Annotated in this window: 22 protein-coding genes; 11 read left to right on the forward strand and 11 right to left on the reverse strand. The window is 58.1% G+C overall.

The annotated features are described in order from the left end of the window. Positions 1-264: 264 nt before the first annotated feature. Positions 265-1,080 (forward strand): hypothetical protein, encoded by an 816-nt coding sequence (locus HMPREF2681_RS09850; protein WP_049172588.1) that lies wholly within the window; start codon positions 265-267, stop codon positions 1,078-1,080. 38 nt (positions 1,081-1,118) lie between these two features. Here HMPREF2681_RS09850 and HMPREF2681_RS11290 read toward each other — a convergent pair whose 3' ends face one another. Together HMPREF2681_RS11290 and HMPREF2681_RS09860 are read right to left on the reverse strand one after the other, a co-directional pair. Next, positions 1,119-1,241, reverse strand: coding sequence for a hypothetical protein (locus tag HMPREF2681_RS11290; RefSeq protein ID WP_255351592.1), 123 nt, complete (start codon positions 1,239-1,241; stop codon positions 1,119-1,121). 124 nt (positions 1,242-1,365) lie between these two features. Continuing rightward, on the reverse strand, positions 1,366-2,628 hold the full coding sequence (locus tag HMPREF2681_RS09860; protein WP_070546983.1) for an aminotransferase class I/II-fold pyridoxal phosphate-dependent enzyme: 1,263 nt from the start codon (positions 2,626-2,628) through the stop codon (positions 1,366-1,368). Between HMPREF2681_RS09860 and HMPREF2681_RS09865 the strand changes: the two genes are divergently transcribed. After that, positions 2,627-4,000 (forward strand): aminotransferase-like domain-containing protein, encoded by a 1,374-nt coding sequence (locus HMPREF2681_RS09865; protein ID WP_070546985.1) that lies wholly within the window; start codon positions 2,627-2,629, stop codon positions 3,998-4,000. The genes HMPREF2681_RS09860 and HMPREF2681_RS09865 overlap by 2 nt on opposite strands. A 24-nt stretch (positions 4,001-4,024) precedes the next feature. Here HMPREF2681_RS09865 and HMPREF2681_RS09870 read toward each other — a convergent pair whose 3' ends face one another. Beyond that, positions 4,025-4,441, reverse strand: a complete 417-nt coding sequence (locus HMPREF2681_RS09870) for an iron chaperone (protein WP_070546987.1) — start codon at positions 4,439-4,441, stop codon at positions 4,025-4,027. Positions 4,442-4,500: 59 nt separating this feature from the next. Between HMPREF2681_RS09870 and HMPREF2681_RS09875 the strand changes: the two genes are divergently transcribed. Beyond that, positions 4,501-5,883, forward strand: coding sequence for a DHA2 family efflux MFS transporter permease subunit (locus tag HMPREF2681_RS09875; RefSeq protein WP_070546988.1), 1,383 nt, complete (start codon positions 4,501-4,503; stop codon positions 5,881-5,883). Here HMPREF2681_RS09875 and HMPREF2681_RS09880 read toward each other — a convergent pair. Further along, the gene (locus HMPREF2681_RS09880) at positions 5,867-6,559 is read right to left on the reverse strand and encodes an AAA family ATPase (RefSeq protein ID WP_070546990.1); all 693 of its coding nucleotides are present in this window, start codon (positions 6,557-6,559) and stop codon (positions 5,867-5,869) included. The genes HMPREF2681_RS09875 and HMPREF2681_RS09880 overlap by 17 nt on opposite strands. Continuing rightward, entirely contained in the window at positions 6,556-7,569 is a 1,014-nt protein-coding gene (locus HMPREF2681_RS09885) for an App1 family protein (protein WP_070546991.1), read from the reverse strand. Before HMPREF2681_RS09885 ends, HMPREF2681_RS09880 begins: the two co-directional genes overlap by 4 nt. A gap of 93 nt (positions 7,570-7,662) precedes the next feature. Here HMPREF2681_RS09885 and HMPREF2681_RS09890 point away from each other — a divergent pair, with 93 nt between their 5' ends. Next, on the forward strand, positions 7,663-7,989 hold the full coding sequence (locus tag HMPREF2681_RS09890) for a transglycosylase family protein (protein WP_005511827.1): 327 nt from the start codon (positions 7,663-7,665) through the stop codon (positions 7,987-7,989). Here HMPREF2681_RS09890 and HMPREF2681_RS09895 read toward each other — a convergent pair. Continuing rightward, the gene (locus HMPREF2681_RS09895; RefSeq protein ID WP_070546993.1) at positions 7,986-9,215 is read right to left on the reverse strand and encodes an HNH endonuclease signature motif containing protein; all 1,230 of its coding nucleotides are present in this window, start codon (positions 9,213-9,215) and stop codon (positions 7,986-7,988) included. The two genes, HMPREF2681_RS09890 and HMPREF2681_RS09895, sit on opposite strands and share 4 nt — an antisense overlap. A gap of 296 nt (positions 9,216-9,511) precedes the next feature. Here HMPREF2681_RS09895 and HMPREF2681_RS09900 point away from each other — a divergent pair, with 296 nt between their 5' ends. Beyond that, a complete protein-coding gene (locus HMPREF2681_RS09900) occupies positions 9,512-10,033 on the forward strand; it encodes a GNAT family N-acetyltransferase (RefSeq protein WP_070429080.1) in 522 nt (173 codons plus the stop codon). Here the strand turns inward: HMPREF2681_RS09900 and HMPREF2681_RS09905 are convergent. Continuing rightward, positions 9,990-10,907, reverse strand: a complete 918-nt coding sequence (locus HMPREF2681_RS09905; protein ID WP_049172575.1) for an FAD-dependent oxidoreductase — start codon at positions 10,905-10,907, stop codon at positions 9,990-9,992. The genes HMPREF2681_RS09900 and HMPREF2681_RS09905 overlap by 44 nt on opposite strands. A gap of 54 nt (positions 10,908-10,961) precedes the next feature. Here HMPREF2681_RS09905 and HMPREF2681_RS09910 point away from each other — a divergent pair, with 54 nt between their 5' ends. Beyond that, positions 10,962-11,960 carry an LLM class oxidoreductase gene (locus tag HMPREF2681_RS09910; protein WP_070546996.1) on the forward strand — a complete coding sequence of 333 codons (999 nt, stop codon included), beginning with the start codon at positions 10,962-10,964 and terminating at the stop codon, positions 11,958-11,960. Here the strand turns inward: HMPREF2681_RS09910 and HMPREF2681_RS09915 are convergent. Then, positions 11,944-12,981: an aldo/keto reductase gene (locus HMPREF2681_RS09915; RefSeq protein WP_070439259.1), complete on the reverse strand. Its 1,038-nt coding sequence runs from the start codon at positions 12,979-12,981 to the stop codon at positions 11,944-11,946. The genes HMPREF2681_RS09910 and HMPREF2681_RS09915 overlap by 17 nt on opposite strands. Before the next feature lie 145 nt (positions 12,982-13,126). Here HMPREF2681_RS09915 and HMPREF2681_RS09920 point away from each other — a divergent pair, with 145 nt between their 5' ends. The 3 genes from HMPREF2681_RS09920 to HMPREF2681_RS09930 all read left to right on the forward strand — a co-directional run bounded on the left by HMPREF2681_RS09920 (position 13,127) and on the right by HMPREF2681_RS09930 (position 15,465). Further along, the gene (locus HMPREF2681_RS09920) at positions 13,127-14,455 is read left to right on the forward strand and encodes a PepSY-associated TM helix domain-containing protein (RefSeq protein ID WP_070546998.1); all 1,329 of its coding nucleotides are present in this window, start codon (positions 13,127-13,129) and stop codon (positions 14,453-14,455) included. A gap of 79 nt (positions 14,456-14,534) precedes the next feature. After that, a complete protein-coding gene (locus HMPREF2681_RS09925) occupies positions 14,535-15,020 on the forward strand; it encodes a hypothetical protein (protein ID WP_070547000.1) in 486 nt (161 codons plus the stop codon). Between the two features lie 109 nt (positions 15,021-15,129). Then, complete coding sequence (locus HMPREF2681_RS09930) at positions 15,130-15,465, forward strand: YciI family protein (RefSeq protein ID WP_049189837.1); 336 nt, start codon at positions 15,130-15,132, stop codon at positions 15,463-15,465. Position 15,466: 1 nt separating this feature from the next. Here HMPREF2681_RS09930 and HMPREF2681_RS09935 read toward each other — a convergent pair whose 3' ends face one another. Beyond that, positions 15,467-16,318, reverse strand: coding sequence for an SDR family NAD(P)-dependent oxidoreductase (locus HMPREF2681_RS09935; RefSeq protein WP_070547002.1), 852 nt, complete (start codon positions 16,316-16,318; stop codon positions 15,467-15,469). Continuing rightward, a complete protein-coding gene (locus tag HMPREF2681_RS09940; protein ID WP_070547004.1) occupies positions 16,315-17,532 on the reverse strand; it encodes a saccharopine dehydrogenase family protein in 1,218 nt (405 codons plus the stop codon). Before HMPREF2681_RS09940 ends, HMPREF2681_RS09935 begins: the two co-directional genes overlap by 4 nt. 106 nt (positions 17,533-17,638) lie before the next feature. Between HMPREF2681_RS09940 and HMPREF2681_RS09945 the strand changes: the two genes are divergently transcribed. After that, the gene (locus HMPREF2681_RS09945; RefSeq protein WP_049172559.1) at positions 17,639-18,847 is read left to right on the forward strand and encodes an MFS transporter; all 1,209 of its coding nucleotides are present in this window, start codon (positions 17,639-17,641) and stop codon (positions 18,845-18,847) included. Between the two features lie 200 nt (positions 18,848-19,047). Beyond that, the gene (locus tag HMPREF2681_RS09950) at positions 19,048-20,262 is read left to right on the forward strand and encodes a Fic family protein (RefSeq protein WP_070547061.1); all 1,215 of its coding nucleotides are present in this window, start codon (positions 19,048-19,050) and stop codon (positions 20,260-20,262) included. Between the two features lie 14 nt (positions 20,263-20,276). Here HMPREF2681_RS09950 and HMPREF2681_RS09955 read toward each other — a convergent pair whose 3' ends face one another. Further along, on the reverse strand, positions 20,277-20,663 hold the full coding sequence (locus HMPREF2681_RS09955; protein ID WP_070547005.1) for a Rieske (2Fe-2S) protein: 387 nt from the start codon (positions 20,661-20,663) through the stop codon (positions 20,277-20,279). Between the last annotated feature and the right edge of the window lie 16 nt (positions 20,664-20,679).

The following is a 20,679-nucleotide window of genomic DNA, read 5'->3' on the forward strand; positions in this document are numbered from 1 at the left end:
AAAGTGGTGATGCATTCACCGCCTGAACCTACCACTTGAATAGTTTTGAGATGTGCATGAGGGCAGTCGGCCCCCATCTGGGGCATTGATATAGCGGTGTTCAGTCATGAGCTTGGCTTACGGCCATATTTTAACGACCATTTGGTACCTGTTCATATCGTGAAAAGGCAACTCAAGAATGTGTAAGAAGTATTAAGAGAGAGCCCGTTTGGTGAGTAATCTTCTTCCGAGGAAAACCTGCCAATTCATAGTCGGAAGGCAAACATGAAAATTGTATTTAGAGCAATGCTGGGTGCCGCAATTATTTTTGAAGGAGTTCTTTTCCTTCTTATGAATGTGGTATCTGGTTTGCCGGGTTGGGTATTCCTGTTACCACTTGCCGTGGTGGTTGCGGCTTTTCTCTTACTGTTTGGAGGTATGTGGCAAGACTATCTCAGAAATGGCAGGTCATGGGCTTCTTCGCTGTCCGAGACGTCAAAGAAATTTGGCGTACCTCGAAAAATACTAGCGTTACTCGTTTCGGAAGTTGGTTCGCTGCTAGCTGCTTTCACCTTTTTTAAGCCTCAGAGAAATGTCGACAGTGAAGTCAGATCCTTCACAGCATATAGAAACCTTCGAACTGTTGTTTTTATGATACTGGCGCTGAGCGTTGCAGAAATAAGCATAGTGCATTTTGCTATTTCTAATGCGTTTTGGCGATATTTATTGCTGGTAATTAGTGTTTATGCCGTAGTTCTTTTATCTGGATTTTACGTAACTGTTCGGGATCATCCACATCTAATGACACCGCAAGGACTCGTACTGCGAAATGGGCGAAGGCTTATTTGCGAAATTCCGTGGTCACACTTACGTCATGCGAGCTCCGTAACGGCAGGTGAAGGAGGGGACGTAGCAATTGACGAGCACGGCAATCTCAGGGTGCCTGTTTTGAGTGAAGTGAACGTCAAGTTAGAAGTCGATTCGCAGGTCGTGGCAGAAGATCTTTACAAGGGACCAATGATGGTTTCCTCGATTGAGATTTACTGCGACGACAAAGACACATTCCTGCGTGATCTCGCTGAGGAAAGGAATGCTCATTAAGTGCTTGGCAGCTTCCAGGGCTGGTAATCAACCCCGACCTACCGCCAGAACTTGGTCATCCCGCGCTTGTCCTCGATGTTGAACTCAATCATTTTGGCCAGCAGGTCGAGCGGCATGGACTCGGCCTTGCCATCCTTTGGCCAGGGGAAGCGGACCATCATTTTTCCGTAGGAGAGGCCGCGGGCATCGAACTCGTCGGAGAACTTTTCAATACCTGCGCGGGTCGAAGATGGACGGCCTTTATTGATGAGGATGCCCTGGCGGATTTAGCGATGTAGGTAGGGGCTAGCGCTTAGCGTACTTCTCCAGGTGAGCTGCGAAGCGAGCGGCGAAATGTTCAATTGTCTCGACCTCAGGAAGAAAAGTAATCCGGACATATGTCCCGCCTTTCACATTGAAAGCGCTGCCTTGGACGATGTGAATGTGTTCTGCTTCCAGAAACGAGAGAACGAAGTCCTCATCCTTATCAATTTCGTAAATATTGCCGTCTAGTCGAATGAAAATGTACAGCGCCCCTTGCGGCTCGATGAACGAGATTCCGGGAATCTTGCTGAGTGCTGTAGTGGCAGCAACTTTTTGTTCGAAGAGGCGGCCACCGGGTCGTACTAAATTGTCGATGCTGTGTTCTTTGCCCAGCACGGCAGCAATCGCGTGCTGGGCTGGAATTGAGGCGCACATCCGCATTGAGGCCAGTAGTCGAATTCCTTTAAGCAGGGTGTCCTGTTCGCGAAATCCAGTTGCAGTCACCCATCCAGCTCTCAATCCGGCCAAGCGATGCGTCTTGGAAAGGCCGGAGAACGTTAAGCAGGGGACATCCTGCGCTAGGCAAGCTGTTGGAGTGAACGAGGCTCCAGGGTACACAATGCGGTCGTAGATTTCGTCGGAAAGCAGCACTAGATTGTGCTCACGTGCGAGCTGGGCAATCTGGGAGAGAGTCTCCGGTGAGTAGATGGCGCCTGTGGGATTGTTTGGATTGATGATGACAATCGCCCGAGTTTTGGCTGTGATGGACTCGCGTATGGCATCGACGTCTGGCTGCCAATTATTTTCTTCTAGGCAGGAATAGTGCACGGGGACTCCGCCGGCGAGGGTGGTGGATGCGGTCCAGAGTGGATAGTCGGGTGAGGGGATGAGGATTTCATCACCGTCGTTGATGAGAGCTTGTAGACATAGGTTTACCAGCTCCGAGACACCATTTCCGACAAGAACGTGATTGCTATCGAGGGCGGGGAAGTCCTCATTCTGCGAGTAGTAGTCCACGACAGTCTGACGGGTGTCGCTCAGGCCGAGGGAATTTGAGTATCCAGAAGTTTCCTCGAGGCCACGGTGCATAGCGGAAAGTACCTCTGCAGATGGCCGGAAGCCGAATGGGGCAGGATTTCCGACATTGAGGGGAATGACCTTTACGCCCTGGCGCTGTAGCTCGTCGGCCTTGTCCTGAATTGGTCCGCGCAGGTCATAGAGAACATTATCGAGGTGATGCGAAAAATGGATTGGGCAGGATAGCACTGCGCGCTTCGATACGATAGCGCTACTATGTATATTCATGGTTAACAGTAGCACGTCTATGTTGGTCGGCGAGCTGGAAACGTGGATTGCGCAACACAAAGCCGGAGAAAAGCTGCCATCCAGCCGTGAAATCACACGGTCGTATTCGGTTAGCCCGGTGACAGTGCGAAACGCTATCCACGAACTGGCTACCCGCGGACTGGTAGAAGTGCGAGTCGGCGTGGGGGTATTCGTCAGGCATCGCCAACAACTCCCACGGGCGGACTTTAGCTGGCAAGTCGGAGCGCTGGGACCTCAGCCCAATACCGGAAGGGTTCTGGCCGCCACCCAGAGAGCTTCCACTGATGAGGCAATCAGTCTGCATTCCGGTTATCCGGATGAATCTCTGCTGCCAACGAACTTGGTACGAAGAGCGCTTACCAGAGTCAGTAAATCGTGCGATGCCTATCGACGAGCACCGGTGCGGGGGATGGCAGAACTGCGGCAGTGGTTTGCTTCGCAACTGGTACGGGCAAATGAGCGCGATGTGGTTATTGTTCCGGGCACACAGAGCGGGCTCGGTGCCATTTTTCGTGCCATTTCACCGAAGGAACTCATCATTGAGTCGCCTTCATATTGGGGTGCAATCCTGGCTGCTCGGCAGGCTGGGATTTCTCTACTACCAGTGGAAAGTGATGATGAGGGGCCAATCCCCGAGAGTTTGGAGAGGCTGCTACGAACGAGTTCTGCACGAGCTTTTTATGGTCAACCCACGTTCGGTAACCCTCATGGGAAACGGTGGTCGACAGCTCGTCGTAAAACAATTATTGAAATCATAAGAGCGTTCAACGCTTTCCTCATTGAGGACGATTGGGCACATGATTTCGCATTCGACGCACCTGATGTTCCGATAGCGGCGGATGATGCCGAAGGGCATGTCATCTATCTGCGATCGCTGACAAAGGTGATTTCGCCTGCAGTTCGGGTAGGGGCAGTAATTGCCAAGGGGCCGGTTCTTCAGCGGATACTCGCAGAAGTTTCAGCCGAAGCGTTGTACACCAGTGGAATTTTGCAGGCCGTGGCGCTGGACGTCGTCAAGCAAAGTGCGTACGCGACGCACCTCAAAAATATGCAGGTCGCACTGCGACAGCGACGAAATGATTTGCTTGAAGCTTTATCCAGATATGCGCCGTCGGTGGAAACTCCACACGTGCCTCAAGGAGGACTCAACTTGTGGTGCAGGCTTCCCGATGGCACAGACCCCCAAGAGGTTGCCGAACGTTGCGAAGGACGGGGACTGATAGTTGCGCCAGGACGGGACTGGTTTCCCTCCGAGGAAATCGGCCCGTATTTACGCCTGAACTTCGCGGGTCCCCATCCCGAGAGATTTGTTGATGCTGCGATGATTCTGGACAGCGTGGTTTCGGGCTAGCCACTAAATTCGACGGAGACCTTCCTACCGCCAAAACTTGGTCATCCCGCGCTTGTCCTCGATGTTGAACTCAATCATCTTGGCCAGCAGGTCCAGCGGCATGGACTCGGCTTTGCCATCTTTTGGCCAGGGGAAACGGACCATCATTTTGCCATAGGAGAGGCCGCGGTCATCGAACTCGTCGGAGAACTTCACAATGCCGTCGCGCTCTGGGGCGATGGACATGTGTTTCTTGGCGTAGGAAAAACCGATGATAAAAGTGCCATCGAGCGTGAACATCGGCTGATTCCAGGCAATGCGAACGCCGAGTTCCGGGTACTTTTCATGAACCCATTCCAACACCTCGAGAGCGACAGTGCGCTGCGTGTCATCATCTACCCGCGAGAGGTGATTGGCGAAGAACTCGGCGGTGGTTTCATCGGTCATATGCTGAACAGCCATGGCCTGGATTTTACTGTGCCATCAACTAACACCCGAGCCATCAACTAACATGACTCCGAGTGGCTACAGATTTGAATACTCAGTTTGATCCCAAAAAGGCGTGGCCAGCGCTATGGACCGTTTTGCTCGGCTTCTTCATGATTCTGGTCGACGCCACCATTGTCACTGTTGGCATCAACACCATCCAGCATGAACTGGGCGGTGAGCTCAACCAGGTCATGTGGGTGACCAGTGGTTATCTGCTGGCCTATGCTGTGCCGTTGCTTATTACCGGCAGGCTTGGTGACCTCTGGGGAGTCAAGCACACCTATGTAGCGGGCCTGGTTATCTTCGTGTTGGCGTCGCTGGCGTGTGGGTTGGCGCCGTCGTTAAGCATGCTGATCATTGCCCGTGTGGTGCAGGGACTGGGGGCCGCGCTGCTGACGCCGCAGACGATGGCGCTGATTACGCAGATGTTTCCGCCGGCGCATCGCGGTGCGGCGATGGGCCTGTGGGGTGCGGCGGCCGGAATTGCCTCGCTGACGGGGCCGCTGGCCGGTGGTGTGTTGATTGAGCTGCTGAGTTGGCGCTGGATTTTCCTCATTAATGTGCCGATTGGGCTGATCGGGCTCGTTTTTGCGTTCCGCTATCTGCCGACCTTTGAGACACACCGCAACAAGATTGATTATCTCGGTGTTGTACTCAGCGCGATTGGTATGTTCCTGCTGGTCTTCGGCATTCAGGAGGGGGAGAGTGCCGGCTGGTCCGGTTGGATCTGGGCACTGATTGCCGGTGGCGTGGTGGTTCTTGGACTATTCACCGCGTGGGAGGCCAAGACCACGGCCGAACCGTTGATGCCACTGTCCCTTTTTAAGGATCGCAACTTCACCATCTCCTCGCTGGCGATTGCTGTGACGGGGGCGCTGGTGGTCGCGGTTGGTTTCCCGATCATCCTCTTCGCCCAGAATGCCCGCGACCTATCGACCATCCAAGCCTCACTACTGCTCGTGCCGCAGGCGCTCATTTCCGGTGTCATGGCGCCATGGACTGGGCGAATGCTGGACCGGCTGAAGTTCCGCGAGTTCGCGCTGATCGGTTTTGGGTCCTCGCTGGTGGGCATGCTCGGGTTCCACTGCCTCATCCACGAGGACCTCTCCGTGCTGTGGCTGCTACTGCCGGGCGCCGCATTCGGTGTGGCAAACGCGTTTATTTGGGGCACGCTGTCGACGGCTGCCACCCGCAACATCGACCCGTCCCTCGCCGGTGCCGCCTCCGGTGTGTACAACACCATCCGCCAGATTGGCAGTGTGCTGGGCAGCGCGCTGATTGCTACCGTCATGGCCGCAGCTCTCAGCAGCAACCGTGGCGACTTCACCACCGCCATGAGTGACGCGATGTGGTTGCCGGTGGCACTGTCGGCCCTGGGCGTCGTGGCGGCGCTGGGGCTTAAGAATCCGACGTAAAACGCTCCACCATGTAGTCCGCGATGCCGACCGGATCGGCCAGGAAATCCCTGGTCGCCCGTACCGCGAGGGTGTCTTCGAAGTGGGTGGTGTCGGCGTCGTCAAGCGAAATAATCGTTGCTTCTGGCGTGGCGAGCAGGATGGGGGAATGCGTCGCCATGATGATTTGTGCGCCGGCTTCCGCGAGCGCGCCGAGGCGGCCGAGGAGCTCCAGTTGGCGTAGGACCGACAGTCCCGCCTCGGGTTCGTCAAGGAAAATCAGTGATTCGGGACTGAAGCGGCGTTCGGCCAGCGTCATGATGGATTGGCCGTGGCTCATCTGGGTGAGGTCTGCCATTTCTCTGCCACCTGGTAGCTGCCCAAGCGACTCGTAATAGCGCGCGAGGTTCAGGTGCGCGTCGCCGCGAAAGAAAAACGTATCCGGGGGATTGCGCCTGGTCAGCGCCAGTGGGACCGGGGAGGTACGCTCTTGCGTCTTGTACCGCGAGCCGCCGTCCGTATCGACACCCATCGCCGACGCTAACGCCTCCAGTACCGTCGACTTTCCCTTGCCGTTTTCGCCGGTCAGGATGGTAATCGGCGTGGTGAAGGTCATGGGGAAGGGCAGCGCGAGCTTTACGACGTACGCCGGGAGCTCGGCATCATCGTGAATACGGGCATGGCGGAGGTAGATCATGGTTGCGGCAGCTGGTCAATCTGTTTGAGCAGTTCATAGCCGTCGGCGCCCTCGATGAACGGGACCTCCTTGTTCTCCAGCTTTTCAATTGGCACCGCCGTGCCGTGAGAGAGCACGTGCTCGCTGGGAGTGAGGTTGCGGATTGCGATGGCCGCGACCTTGTCCGGATGCTCCGCCGCGGCCGTGCCGTAGATGAGCGGGTCGTACTGGCCATCATCGCCGACGAGAATCCAGTTGATTTCGGGGAAGTCAATAAACAGGTCGCGAAGTCGCACCTTCTTGTGTTCCTTGCCCGAGCGGAACAGGCCGGTGGGCGTTGGCCCCCAGTCGGTGAGCAGCAGTGGGCCCTTCGGCAGGTTGTTGCGGTGTAGGAACTTTTTTAGTGTGCTGAAGGTGTTCCACGCTCCGGTGGAGAGATAGATGACGGGAACGTCCGTGTCCTCGTCGGTTTTGCTCGCGTAACGACGGCGAAGTTGCGCATAGAACTCGCTGAAGCCAGCGACGGCCTTGCGCTCGTCTGTCTCCTTGACCCAGGAGTTGTAGGCGGCGATGAGGGCGCGCGGCAGCATAGTGACCAAAACGGTGTCATCAATATCGGAGACGATGCCGTATTTGGTCTCCGGGGAGAGGATGAGGACCTCTGCAGGAGTGTCGTTGATGGTGATTTCGTGCCAGCCGGGTTCCAGGCCGTGATTCCTGATTAGTACCTCGATATAGCCGTTGCTATCCGTGGTGGTTTCCACCGTGCGGTCGCCGGCAGTGATGGTGACGGGAAAGTCCGCGAGTTCGACGGTAAAGAACTGCCAAAATCCGCGTTTTTTGTTTCGTTCTTCGTCTCGTTTTTTGGCCGGATCCTTCAGGAGGACACGGCCGAATACGCGCACGCGCTCTGCATTTCCGTACCCGGTGAAACCGATGATTTCCGGTTCCCAACCAGCGTTTTTGGAACGCTTGGCGGCCAGCGCGTTGATCCTTCTCTCGGTCTTGCGGACGACATCTGCCACGGACATGCTTTCCAGGATACGGGTTGACAGGACGGGGGAGGGTGCGCGTAGGTTGGTCGCCCAAGAGAAAAGTCAACCCTTTAGGAGTGTTCTCTTTTTATGCGTTTTTCCGGTAAGTTCATCGCATCCGCCGCTGTGGCAGCAGGCATGATTGCTGCCCCGACCGCGGCCGCTAACGCTGCATCAGTTAGCGCCTGGGATCAGGTTGCGGCTTGTGAGTCCGGCGGAAATTGGCAGACCAATACCGGTAACGGCTACTACGGCGGACTGCAGTTCTCGCAGCAGACCTGGAGCGGCCACGGCGGTGACCAGTACGCACCGACGGCTGACCAGGCCACTAAGGAGCAGCAGATTGAGATTGGCGAGCGCGTGCTTGCCTCCCAGGGTGCTGGCGCATGGCCGAACTGCGGTGGTCCGCTGGGTTAATCCTCCCCATCATCAAAGACCAGATCTGGCACAGCCGCGAATGACAGCCACCACTTCATGTAGTGGTCATGGCGTGCTTTCGTCTTCTGGGTAGCGCGTTTGTCAAAAGTCTGTCGGCCGAACCCGGCTAATGGTCCGGCCGGGACGGTCGCCGCGGTAACGCCGTCGGCAGAGGACCACACCTCTGAGCCGTCCTCATAAGCGGTGATATCCCAGAGCTTGTGGGTTTTCAGGTTGTGGTGCTTCCTGCATAGGCAGTGCAGATTCTGCGTGTCGGTGGGACCACCGGCTTCGGGGTCTTCCTGGTTGTACGGCGCGATATGGTCAATATCGCACTTGTACGCTGGGACTTCGCAGCCGGGGAAGCGACATGTTCCATCGCGACCGTGGACGCGGGCGACCTGCGCTGGAGTTGGGCGGTAACCATTGGTGGCGCTGTCTGCTGAGAGGCGGACATGCGTCACCTTTTGCATCCACTCCTCCGTGACCAGCGCGCCTAGCCAGCCGGCACCGTCCAGCCAGGCGTCATCACTGTGGGGCTCGCGGAAAACATTGAGCACAACTTCCGCATTGGTGCGCTGGTGGATGAGTTCCACAAATGCATCCGCCTGCGTCATTTCCTCATTCGCGCGGAAGACCGTTTCAATTGCGCACATGGCGAAATAGGCGCGGTCCGGCCGCAGTGTGAGAATGATTTGGGAGTAGCTGTCGGGACGTTCCACCAGAGTCACCGATTCCGTGTCGGTGATGGTGGGAATTGTGCCGTCGGCGCGAGCACGGTCATCCAAGTCCGCAGCAATATCACCAATTTTGGTGGTGAGCGTGCGAGGACCAATCATTGCTTGACGACGCTTCCGTGGCGTAACCAATGCCAGAATCTTCTTCTCTGCATCGGGTATTTGATCAGGCTCGATGCCGACTACGCCATGTGCAATGATGCCGAGTTGCCGCATGGATAATGCGCAGCTTTCCCGGGCGTATTCCGCCAACTGTGGCATTTTCTCCAGCAACAGGCCAATGTCACAGATACGCAGTGCTTCACTGCGGGTGATTCCCAGCCGAATGCTGATGCGAGCGGCATGGTTTTCAACGTCATCATCACCTGCAGGGCAGCAGGCTTCAATCAACTCAAGTTGGGCGCGGTTGGTAGCCCGCGCGAGTGCTGAGAGCTCATCTTCAGGATTTTCGTGAGCCCAATATGGTTCGGGTACTTGTTCGGACTTCATTGGATCCCCCTGGTGCTCCAATGGTTGTCAGTTTTCTTTCGAACTTACTTGCTATCATACGGGCATGTTTCTAGTTTGTAAAGAGAAATGAAAAGAAATATTGGGGAGTTCTCGAAGACGATTAGTCGACCATAAAAGCACATGTTACCTGGGTGTTTGTGGGTTGTTCGCGGGGTAGCGTACCAAAATACAAATAAAACACCCGTTCGAAATTGAAAGCTTGGTAATCTCGCTTTCATAAAAGCGGAGTTGTAGAAAACAGCACAGAAACAGCGCAGACAGCGGGGAGCAAAACCATGATCATCCGACAGGCAACGCGGGAGGACGCCGCGGCAATCGCGGAGATCTACAACGAAGCCGTAATCAACACCGTCGCCATCTGGAACGATGACACCGTCAGCGCGGAGAATCGCATCGCATGGCTGGAGGCGCACTGGGACAAGGGCTACCCGGTTTTCGTCGCCACGCTTGACGACGAAGTCGCTGGATATGCCACCTTTAGCGATTTCCGTGACTTCGACGGGTTTCAGTACACGGTGGAAAACTCCATCTACGTGCATCCGAACTTTCAAGGCAGGGGAATTGGAGGCGCACTGTTAAGCGCGACCATCGATGCTGCTCGTGAGGCGAGAAAGCACGTCTTGGTTGCGGCGATTGAAGGCAGTAACGAGGGGTCGACTGCGCTGCACAAAAAGTATGGCTTTCAGCGTGTTGGGCTACTGCCGCAGGTGGGGACGAAGAACGGGCGATGGTTGGACATGCTGTTGATGCAGGTCATGCTGACAGACGGGCAGCCACCCGCTCGGCCGCGCGCTTAGCAAAGGGGCCAACACCCATGATCGTGGCGGCACCGGGGCCAACCCAGTCGCCGTAGCCGACGAACTCGATGAGGTCAGAGTCGATGCTGCGGAAAGGGTCGAGCGCTGGGCGGAAACCGGTGCACCAGATGAGGTGGTCCGCGTGGACGTCGTCAAGCGAAGAAAACATGGGTGTCCAGGTGAGTGCGCCGGAGTCGCGGGCTTTGCGGACGGGCGGTAGGGCAACGATGTCGCCAATGCTGTCGGTGGCGCCCTGGCGGTAGCGTTTGAACAGGACGCGGCCGTCGACGTCGTCGGGCATCCAGCGTGGTTCGTGGCGGGTGAACCAGGTGGTGTCGATGCCGGAAAGCACCAGTTCAGAGGCTATTTGGGCGCCGGAGTTCGCCGCGCCGACAACGGCAACGCGGGAGCCTTCGAATGGCTCGGGACCTGGGTAGTTGGCCGAATGCCACTGTTTCGCGGAGGTCGTGCCGGGGTAATACGGGACGAAGGGCCGGTTGCCGGTGGCGGCGATGAGCTGTCGGGATTCGAAGTCGCCGGCATCGCTGGTGAGCTGGAAGGTGCCGTCATGGGAGACGTGCGTGACGGTGACCGGGCGCTGGACGCGCAGTTCGTAGCGCTTTTCGTAGGAGCTGAGGTAGTCAATCACGTGGGAAGCGGGCGGGAAACCGTCATAATCGGGCATCTGGATGCCCGGAAGGTTGGAAAAGTCCGGGGTGGAAAAGAGCGTCAGTGAGGGCCAGACATTGCGCCAGGAGCCGCCGGGAGCGGGCTGATTGTCCAGAATGAGCGGATCAATGCCGCGTTTGTGCAAGTAATAGGCGGTAGCGAGGGCAGCTTGGCCGCCACCGACGATGATGACATCCTCAAGCATGCTCCCAGCTTAACGACGAGTGCCGCACCTCGAGCTGTACTACCGTGGAGCACCATGAGCTCGCTGTTTGATCTTTCGGACAAGCCTATCGACGAACTACCCGGTTACCAGCGCACATTCGCGCCGGGCCGACTCACGGTAGGGCTGAGTCTGCCCATCGAGCAGGACGCCGAAGCCGAGCCCAGGGACGCGCTGAGCAACCAGATTCGGCTGATTCAGAAAGTCGAACGCGCAGGCATCGCGGCGGTCTGGGCACGCGACATCCCGCTGCGCGTGGAAACATTTGGCGACGTCGGCCAGGTCTACGACCCCTGGATGTACCTCAGCTACATCGCCGCACACACCACCGATATCGCGCTCGGCACCGGTGCAGTCGTCGTGCCCTTCCAGCATCCGCTGGTGATGGCCAAGCGCGCTGCCACACTGGACAGGCTTTCCGACGGCCGTTTCCTCTTTGGCGTTGCCACCGGTGACCGACCCGAGGAGTTCCCCGCCTTTAACCAGGGCAAAGGCAAGCGCGGTGAGCGTTTCCGCGAGCATATCGAGGTCTATGAAAAGGCCCTGAGTACCAGCTACCGGCCTATCCGGTGGTCTGAAGGCAAGATGGGCGGATCCGATGTGGTGCCCAAGCCGCTGGCCCGCCGAGTTCCGCTGTTGGCCACCGGCTCCTGTCAGCAGAGCCTGGAGTGGAAGGCCGCGCATACCGACGGTTGGTTCATGTACCACAAGGGCCTGGAGATGCAGAAGAAAAACATCGCCAACTGGCAGGAAGCGGTGGCGCAGGAGTGTGGCGAGGGCGTGTTCAAGCCATTCCTGGAATCACTGTGGATTGACCTGCATGAAGACCCCGATGCACCCGCACAGGGCGGCCACTTTGGGTACCGACTTGGACGCAACAAGCTCATTGAACTGCTGCAATCCCAGCGACAGCTCGGCATCAACCACGTCAGCATCAACTTCCGCACCTCCAAACGGGATGCGGAAGAGCAGATTGATGAGCTGATTGAATATGTGCTGCCGGCGCTCGATGAGCTCCCTACACAGACTCCGTAGCGCCCTGCCACTGATTAATCCCGCGGTCGACGGCCCACTTGTCGATCTCCGCGAGTTCTTCATCGCTAAACGGCGCAGCCTCCAGGGCGCCGAGGCTGTTCTTCAGCTGCTCCACCGAGGATGCGCCGATCAGGGCGGAGGTCACTTCGTCACGGCGGAGCACCCACGAGATGGCCATCTGTGCCAGGGACTGGCCTCGTCGTGAAGCAATGGCGTTGAGCTCGCGGATGGCGGTGAGCGTGTCGTCGTTGAGGAACCCCGAGTTCATCTTGTGCGCCCCGAGACGCGAGGACTCCGGCACGCCATCCAAGTAGCGGTCGGTGAGAAGCCCCTGCGCAAGCGCGGAAAAGGCGATGACGCCCATGCCTTCGTCGGCGCAGGTTGCCAGCAGCTCGTCCTCGATCCAGCGGTTGAACATGGAGTAGCTCGGCTGGTGAATGGTCAGCGGTGTGCCCAGCTCACGGGCAATTTTCTGCGCGCGGCGAGTGAGCTCAGGGGAGTAGGAGCTCACGCCGACGTAGAGCGCGCGACCCGACCGGACGAGGAAATCGAGGGCGGCGACGGTTTCCTCGATAGGCGTATCCGGGTCGGGGCGGTGGTGGTAGAAAATGTCCACATAATCCAGGCCCATGCGCTTCAGCGAGGCATCGCAACTGGCCACGAGGTACTTCCGCGAGCCGCCGAAGCCGTAGGGACCATCCTGCATGTACCAACCGGCTTTGGAGGAAATGATCATTTCATCGCGGTAAGGAGCGAAATCCTTGGCCATGATGCGACCGAAATTCGCCTCCGCAGAGCCCTGCGGTGGGCCGTAATTGTTGGCGAGGTCGAAGTGCGTGACGCCGTGGTCGAACGCGGTGCGCAGGATTTCACGCTGCGTCTCGAGCGGTCGGTCATCACCAAAGTTATGCCAAAGTCCCAGCGTAATGGCTGGAAGCTTCAGCCCCGTGCTGCCGGAGCGGTTGTACGGCATTGTCTCATAGCGGTTGTCATCGGCGTGGTACACGTCTGGATAAGCCATGTCTACGAGGGTACGCGTGCTTAACGACGGGTAGTTGCGCACAAGGTGGCCGACAACGAGGTGCGTGGCCGAATGGCTACCCCTGGAAGTAATAAAAGTGAGCTTGCTGGGGAACAACTGGGGCAGTTCGTCCGACTAATAAGGCATGACTTCAATAGCCACAGGCGATGCCGCTGGAACGCCAGCCGCAAACCCCGTCGCACAGACTCAGAAAAATGGTGGGCCACGAGCATTACTGCACCGAATCCATGTCGTTGCAGGCATCCTCGTTGCGCCACTACTCGTTATTGCAGCTATCACAGGCGTGGCGTATGCCCTCGCCCCGAGCATAGAAAAGGTGGTTTACCACGAAGAGCTAACCGCAACATCAAGCCTTCCCGCACAACCGCTGGAAAAGCAGGTTGAGGTCGCGCAGCGCGTGCACCCTGACCTGCCGGTGACCGCGGTGCAGGTCCCGGAAAAGCCGGGGCAGACAACGCGAGTCATGTTCAATGATGAGCAGCTGAAGTCGGAGTCCTACCGACATGCGGTGTTCGTCGACCCAGGCGACCTGAGCATCAAGGGTGACCTGGTGCAATACGGTTCCTCGGCGGCGCTGCCACTGCGGGCGTGGATCTCGGAAGGGCACCGCAGACTCTGGATTGATAGCAACTTTGGTCGCCTCTACTCGGAGACGGCAGCATCCTGGATGGGCGCACTGGCCATTGGTGGCCTCTGGCTCTGGTGGGACCGTTCGCGTCGCAAGCGGACACAGGGAACAAGTAAGAGGGCGCATCATATGCGTCGTCACGCGAATGTTGGCGTGGCGGTCAGTGTTGGACTTTTGTTCCTGACCGTCACCGGCCTGACGTGGTCGTGGGTGGCTGGAACGGGCATCGCAAAGCTGCGCGAGACGATGGACTGGTACGCGCCGAAGCCAGCCATAACTGCGACTGCACCAGCGAATTATGACTGGTCAGAGGCGGATAGTGTTATGAACCTCGCACGTGCCGAGGGCCTGTCCGGGAAAGTCGAACTGACACCACCGGAAGCTGGCACGGTGTGGATGGCCAAGGAAGCACGCGAGGAATGGCGGATGGGCATTGAGACCGTCACCGTTGACGGCTCGACCGGAGCGATGGTTGATCGGATTCATTTTGCGGACTGGCCGCTGCCGGCGAAGCTGACCGAATGGCTGATTAACGCGCACATGGGCATCCTGTTCGGGTGGGTGAATCAGCTGGTTCTGGCACTGATCGGTGTCGCTTTGTTGGCGATGATTGTGCGCGGGTACGCCATGTGGTTTGGGCGCGGTCGAGGTGGCCGCCCTGGCAGGCTCCCGGCGCCGACGCGTTGGCGGGACATTCGCCCGGGTGTTGCGGCGGCTGTTGTGGCATTGCTGATTGCCTACTCGGTGGTTGCACCACTGTTTGGTGTGACTCTCGTTGGCTTCGTAATCGTTGATTGGGTCTGGCGGAAGCTGCGGAGAGGTTAGTGTAGGTTCTGTCGCCTTCGGGTTCCCTGTACCTAACGGCGTAGTCACACCCATGAAAAACACTCAGGAGGGTAAACGCATGACAAGGTATTGGGATCACAGCGGCAGTATCTACAAAGATGACGGTCAGGAAGACTGGTGCGTTTACAATCCGTCTTTGCGTGATTGGGAGCGCACCCCGCGCGCTAAGGAAGCCTACGACAAGGCAGGCCAAGACTCGTTCGACCCCATCACCGAGCAACAGGCACTCGCTGAGATCGCAGAGCAGCAGGAACAGCATGACGAAAGGGCGAAGAACAAAGTCAAGGAACTGCGCGCAAGAATGAAAGCTGTCGGCGCGCAGGCCAGGCAGGCTGACGAACAGCCGTATCCAACTTTTTCTCAGCAGTCCGCCGCATACCGTGAGGGCGCGCAGGCCTACAACGAGGGCAAATCTTGGCGCGATAACCCGCATGCCCCCGACTCAGGTCTAGCCACCCCGTGGCGCATGGGTTTCAATATCCGCAAGCAGCAGGTAGCGGAGATTAGGGCACAGCGAGCCGCCGCTGCGCAACAGGAGAACTAGGCCCTGGCCGCAAAAACGCTCAACCAAAGCTCTAAAATTCCTCACAAATTCCCGGTTCCAGCCCCGCGCAATCTGTTACACTTAGCAAAACGAAACCCAGGAGCTTGGTGTGCAGTACTTTTTCACGGTCCATGGTCGCAGAGATATCAACGCGTATGACTCTGATGAGGAAATGCACGCTGCCTTTGAACGGATTGGACGCTTCAATCAGAAGCTTCAGGACGAAGGCCACTGGGTTATGTCCGGCGGGCTGGTTCCACCGGAGGATGCCATGACGGTGCTGCCGGATGGTTCACATAGTGATCTGCCGTACTACAACGCGATGACGTTCCCGTCAGCTTTTTGGATCGTCCAAGTCGCAGACGAGCAAGAGGCCATCAACCTAGCCCACGAAGCCGCGGAGGCGTGTGCGCAGGCCGTTGAAATGCGCGCCGTCGCCGATTAACTCACCGCAGCCCGTGCACCCGGCGCATGATGGTCAACATCGCTTGCGTCGGGATTCGCCGCATGAAGGGCACTGCCACGCGTGCCGACGACCCCCGCGCCACCAGGGCCAAAGGTCGCTCGGCAGCCACTTCGCGCATAACCACTTCAGCAATCTCAGAAGCGGGAATGCCGCCTTTCTCATTGGCGTTCAACTTCGTCAGCATGCGGTGGACATCAGCAGCGTAAACGGAACCGTCATCGCCATACGTCGTCCGACGTGTAGAAATCCCCGTGTTGATGGCACCCGGTTCGACAACCGTCACCCCAATACCGAACTGCGCGACTTCACCGCGCAACGAAAGCCCAAAGCCGCGGATAGCGGCCTTCGTCGCCACATAGGAAGAACGGTAGGACAGCGGCAACCCGCCGAGCATCGAACCAACCAGCACAATTCGGCCACGACCGGCCTCGCGCATGCCGGGCAGCAGCTGCTGTAACAGCTCCACCTGCCCCAGAACATTGACTTGGAAGAGACGCTCAAGTGCCTCGCGGGGTAGCTCCTCGAAAGCGCCCGACTGGCTCTCACCGGCGTTGGCGACGACGACGTCGTAAGGCCCGTGGGCGACCACAGCAGCGATGTCGTCGGCGCTGGACATGTCGAGCGCCACCATCTGCACGCCCTCGGGGTGCGGCGCCTCGGCGCCCCTGCGGGACGTACCAACGACCTCGAAACCGGCCTCGGCCAGTGCCTCCGCGCATGCCCAGCCGATGCCGGAGGAAGCGCCGGTCACTAACGCACGGCCGCCACCTACACTCGGCAGTTTCGGTCCGCGGGTGAGATTCGCAAAAGCACCGGTCAGGCCGCCAATCATCGAGCCTGCACCGCCTCAATGGTCATGCCGCCCGCGCGGAGACGGCGGGACAGGGCGTCGCCAAGCGCGACAGTAGGAGTGAGCACGCCGGTAGCGTCCGGCAGATCGTCGTGGACGAGTGCGAGGGCGGCGCTGGAAATCATGATCGCGGTGCCTGCGTACCCCGGGTCTTCCTCGAGAGACACCTTGGAACGCCAGTGAATGCCGGAGGTATCGACAGTGTAGGCCTCGATGGTGAAGCGACCCTCGGCCTGTTCTTCAGCGCTCGGGCCCTCACCCGGCTTCGGCAGCTTCTTATCAATGAGCTTGGCCGTCGGCCCGAACGCCATCGCCGCCAGCGCCAACCTGCAGACAGCCGCAAAAATATTTGCGCGGACGAAAGCCCTCGGGCCACGGCCGACATTGAGTAGCTCGCGGTAGCGGAAGGAATCACCGTAATCCGCCAGCATCGCCGAGCGCTGAACAATTCGGGTGTTGAACGGCGACATGAAGAAGGGCGCTCGCCAGTGGCGGCGGAAGCGCGCCGGGCGCAGGTCGACGCCGAACTTACCCTGGTCGGGACCCGGCTCAGCCAGGGCGTACTGATCGGCGATGATGCGACGCAGCTTGGGGTCCTTCTTGGCCTGTGCAAGCTGGACGCGGACCGAATCGATAGTGCCGCCGGAGACACCGCCCTTGACGTGCTTGAACAGCAGGGTTGTTTCACCGAGCTTGGTGTGGGCCGCCTCGTGGAGCTCGCGGACAGCGACGTCGGAAGGAATCGAGTCGAAGCCGCAAGAGTGAACAATCTTCGCTCCGGTCTGCTGTGCCACCTCGTGGTTATTCGCGATGGAGTCGTGGACGAACAGCACCTCGCCACACAGGTCGACGTAGTGAGTACCGGCCTTGGCGCACTCGGCCACCAGGGTGCGACCGTACTTCGCATACGGCCCCACAACGGTCAGCACCACCTTTGTACTGGCCGCAAGCTGAGCCACCGCCGGCTGGTCGGCAGCATCCGCAACAATGACCGGCCAGTCCGATACGCCTGCGTTCTCCGCGACGTCGGCAAGCTTCTGGGCGTTCCTGCCTGCGAGCGCCACCTTCGTCTGACCGGCGTGTTTAGCCAGATAGTCCACAATCAAGCGGCCCACGAAACCCGTGGCACCGTAGACGACGATGTCGTACTCGCGGTCGTGGTTGCGACTCTGTGGCTGTGCGGAAGAAGTAGTCATGCCTACGAAACTAATAAAACGAAAGCGATACCGCGGGCGAATTAAAAAGGTTTTCTGAATCCGTGTATTCAGCGAGGGGTTTGGAGGGAGGGCTAACGTAGGACAAGTGACTAGCGCTAACGAAAACCCCGAACAGATCGAAGGACTGCGGCCAGAAGATCCCGGATTCCGTCGCGCGCTTATTGCTGTGCTTTTCGCTGGCCTGGCATCGTTCCAAGCGCTCTACGCAACGCAGGCGCTACTGCCCACGCTTTCCGACGAGCTATCGGTCGACCCCGCCACCGCCGCGCTGACGGTATCCGCCACCACCGGTGGCTTGGCCTGTGCGATTATCCCGGTGTCCATTTTGTCGGAACGCTTTGGGCGCAGGCGCGTCATCGTCATCAGCGCATTTGTGGCAACGCTACTGGGGCTCGTGGTGTCAATCGCGCCGGGCATCGGTTCGATGATTGCGCTGCGCCTGTTGCAGGGCATTGTCATTGCCGGTGTGCCCGCAGTGGCTATGGCGTATGTCAGTGAGGAAGTCCACGCCGACCACGTCAGTCGCGTGATGGGGCTGTATATCTCGGGCACGACGGTCGGTGGCCTGCTCGGCCGTATCATTCCGTCCATTGTGCTGGAGTTCGCCTCCTGGCGGGTGGCGATTGCGGTCTCGGCGACGGTGGCGTTCATCTTCGCCATTCTGACCTGGTACTTCCTGCCGCAACAGCGCAGGTTTAAGCCGAAGAAACTGTCGTTTGCAGGGGAGGGGCAGGCCATTGCGCGACATTTGCGCGACCCGCGCATCCTGGCGCTGTGCGCCCTGGCGTTCCTGTTTATGGGAGCGTTTGTCTCCCTGTACAACTACCTGGGCTTCCGACTGGGCGATAAGTTCGGGCTCTCCCCGGCACTGGCAGGGTTCGTATTTATTCTCTACCTGTCGGGCACGTGGTCGTCGGCACGCGCGGGTGTGTGGGCGAAGACGGTGAGCCGCCGTCGCCTCATCGCCATTGCGACTCTGGCGGCGTGCATGGGCCTGGGGCTGGCGCTGCTGCCGTGGTTGTCCGCGCTGATCGTGGGCGTGCTCGTGTTCACGGCATCGTTCTTCGTGGCCCACTCGCTGTCCTCGTCCGGTGTGGGGCTGGTGGCGCAGCGCGACCGCGCCGAGGCATCATCGATGTATCTGTTCAGCTACTACGCGGGCTCGTCCATTGTCGGTTGGGTATCCGGCATGGTGTTCAGCCGCTTTGAGTGGGCAGGGCTGATTCCGTGGCTGGTGGCGCTGTCCTTCATCGCGGGCGCGTGTGCCGTAGCGGGGTTGAAGCCGCGGCGCTAAGGGTAACGCGGTAGGGGGAAAATCGCCAGCAAGGTACATTTAGACACCAAGAAACGAACCCTTAATGTAAAAAACGGTGATTTTTTACATTAAGGGTTCGTTTTTAGGGCACTATATGTAGAAAGCATCATGTAAAAAGCATTGGAAACAGAAGGGGGAGACTCGCCGTGAAGCACTATCCGCTTAAGAGGATCTTCCACATGTCTGCACACGATGCGGAACAGGCAGTGGAGAGCGAGTACCAGTCACGCAAAGACTCCCCGTCGACGATTCAGTGGCACTTTCCGCTGGGGCAGTGGCCACTCTTTTGCTGCATTACAAGCGATCTCGCAGCCAAGGTTGAAAAGATTCTGTCTCTAGAGCTGCAGATTTCACAGTTGTGGAATCGTCTGCCGGGTGCAGCGCGGACTCACTATCTCTTCAATCTGCTCCTGGCCGAGGTGGTAGCCACCAATGAGATTGAGGGAATCCACTCCACACGGCGAGAAGTCGCCGAAGCGTTGGACAACACTTCGGGAACCCAGCACAAGCGCTTTCATGAGTTCAGTCAGCTCTATTTCCGGCTGGCAAACGATGAGCGGATTGAGTTTCCGACAACGCTCACAGGGATCCGGCAGCAATACGATCAACTTCTCGGCGATGAAATTGGCGCCGAGGACGAGTTAGACGGTGAACTCTTTAGAGCATCAACGGTCACAATTACCGATGGGCAGCGACAGATTCATCGCGGTGTTGAAAGTGAAGCTGCCATTCACCAACTTCTCAATGAATTCCTGGAAACGGTGAATTCCTCAGAGGACAATCGGCTTATTCGAATCCTGGCAAGCCATTTCATGTTCGAGTTCGTTCACCCGTTTTATGACGGCAATGGCCGGATGGGGCGTTTTCTGCTGTCAGTGGCTTTGCGGGAGACACTCTCACCTGCCACAGCGCTGACTATTTCTCGCCAACTCGCTGAGGATAAAGCGAAGTATTACAAGGCTTTTACCACTACGGAAGACCCAATGAACCGGGGCGAAGTCACGTTCTTCGTCGAGGTGATGGCTGATGTCATTCTGAATGCTCAGCAGTATTTGCTGGAAGAGCTGCAGATGAAGTCCCACCAGTGCGAGAAGCTTGAACAGCGGGTAGCTGAGCTAACCAACTCGCCCGAGCAGGCACTATCCGTGTCGCTGACAGACAACGAGATTGGGACGCTGTTTGTCCTGGCACAGGCTCGGTTGTTCGGACCTGATTATGGAATCAAGCTCGAACACGTCGCCGACACCATCGGCAAGGAGAAGCGGACAGCCCGAAAGTATCTCGCCGAGTTAGAGGCTCAAGGGCTGGCAACGCCGACGAGCCGCCGCCCGCTGCGATTCCAGCTGGCACCAGCAGGTATAGACCTTTTAGGCCTTGAACACACCGACCACTAGTCTGCTTCCAGAACCTACTTCTGACCCACAATCAGCTCAGTGCCTTCGGCCGAAAGCGATGCCTGGCCAGCGGGCTTACGCGAGGGGCCAGAAACGACCTGACCAGTGGCGATATCGAACTGAGAGTTGTGGTTCGGGCAAATCATCACACCATTGCTGACCTCAGAAATACGACCATTCTGGTGTGGGCAGGAACTGGAGAAAGCGGCGAACTTTCCCTCTTCCGGCTGCGTGACGACGTAATTGCCGATCACCACACCGCCGCCAACCGGAATGTCGGCAGCGTCAACCTTCTCCACCGCAGACTTTGGTGCACAAGCGGCTACGAGTGCGCCAGCTGCAGTGGCGGCAGTTCCCAGGAGGAAACGACGACGGGAGCACGGGGAGACATCAGAACTCATGGCACTGAGATTACCT

This window comes from Corynebacterium sp. HMSC064H12, from assembly GCF_001809925.1.
Lineage (GTDB): Bacteria > Actinomycetota > Actinomycetes > Mycobacteriales > Mycobacteriaceae > Corynebacterium > Corynebacterium jeikeium_D.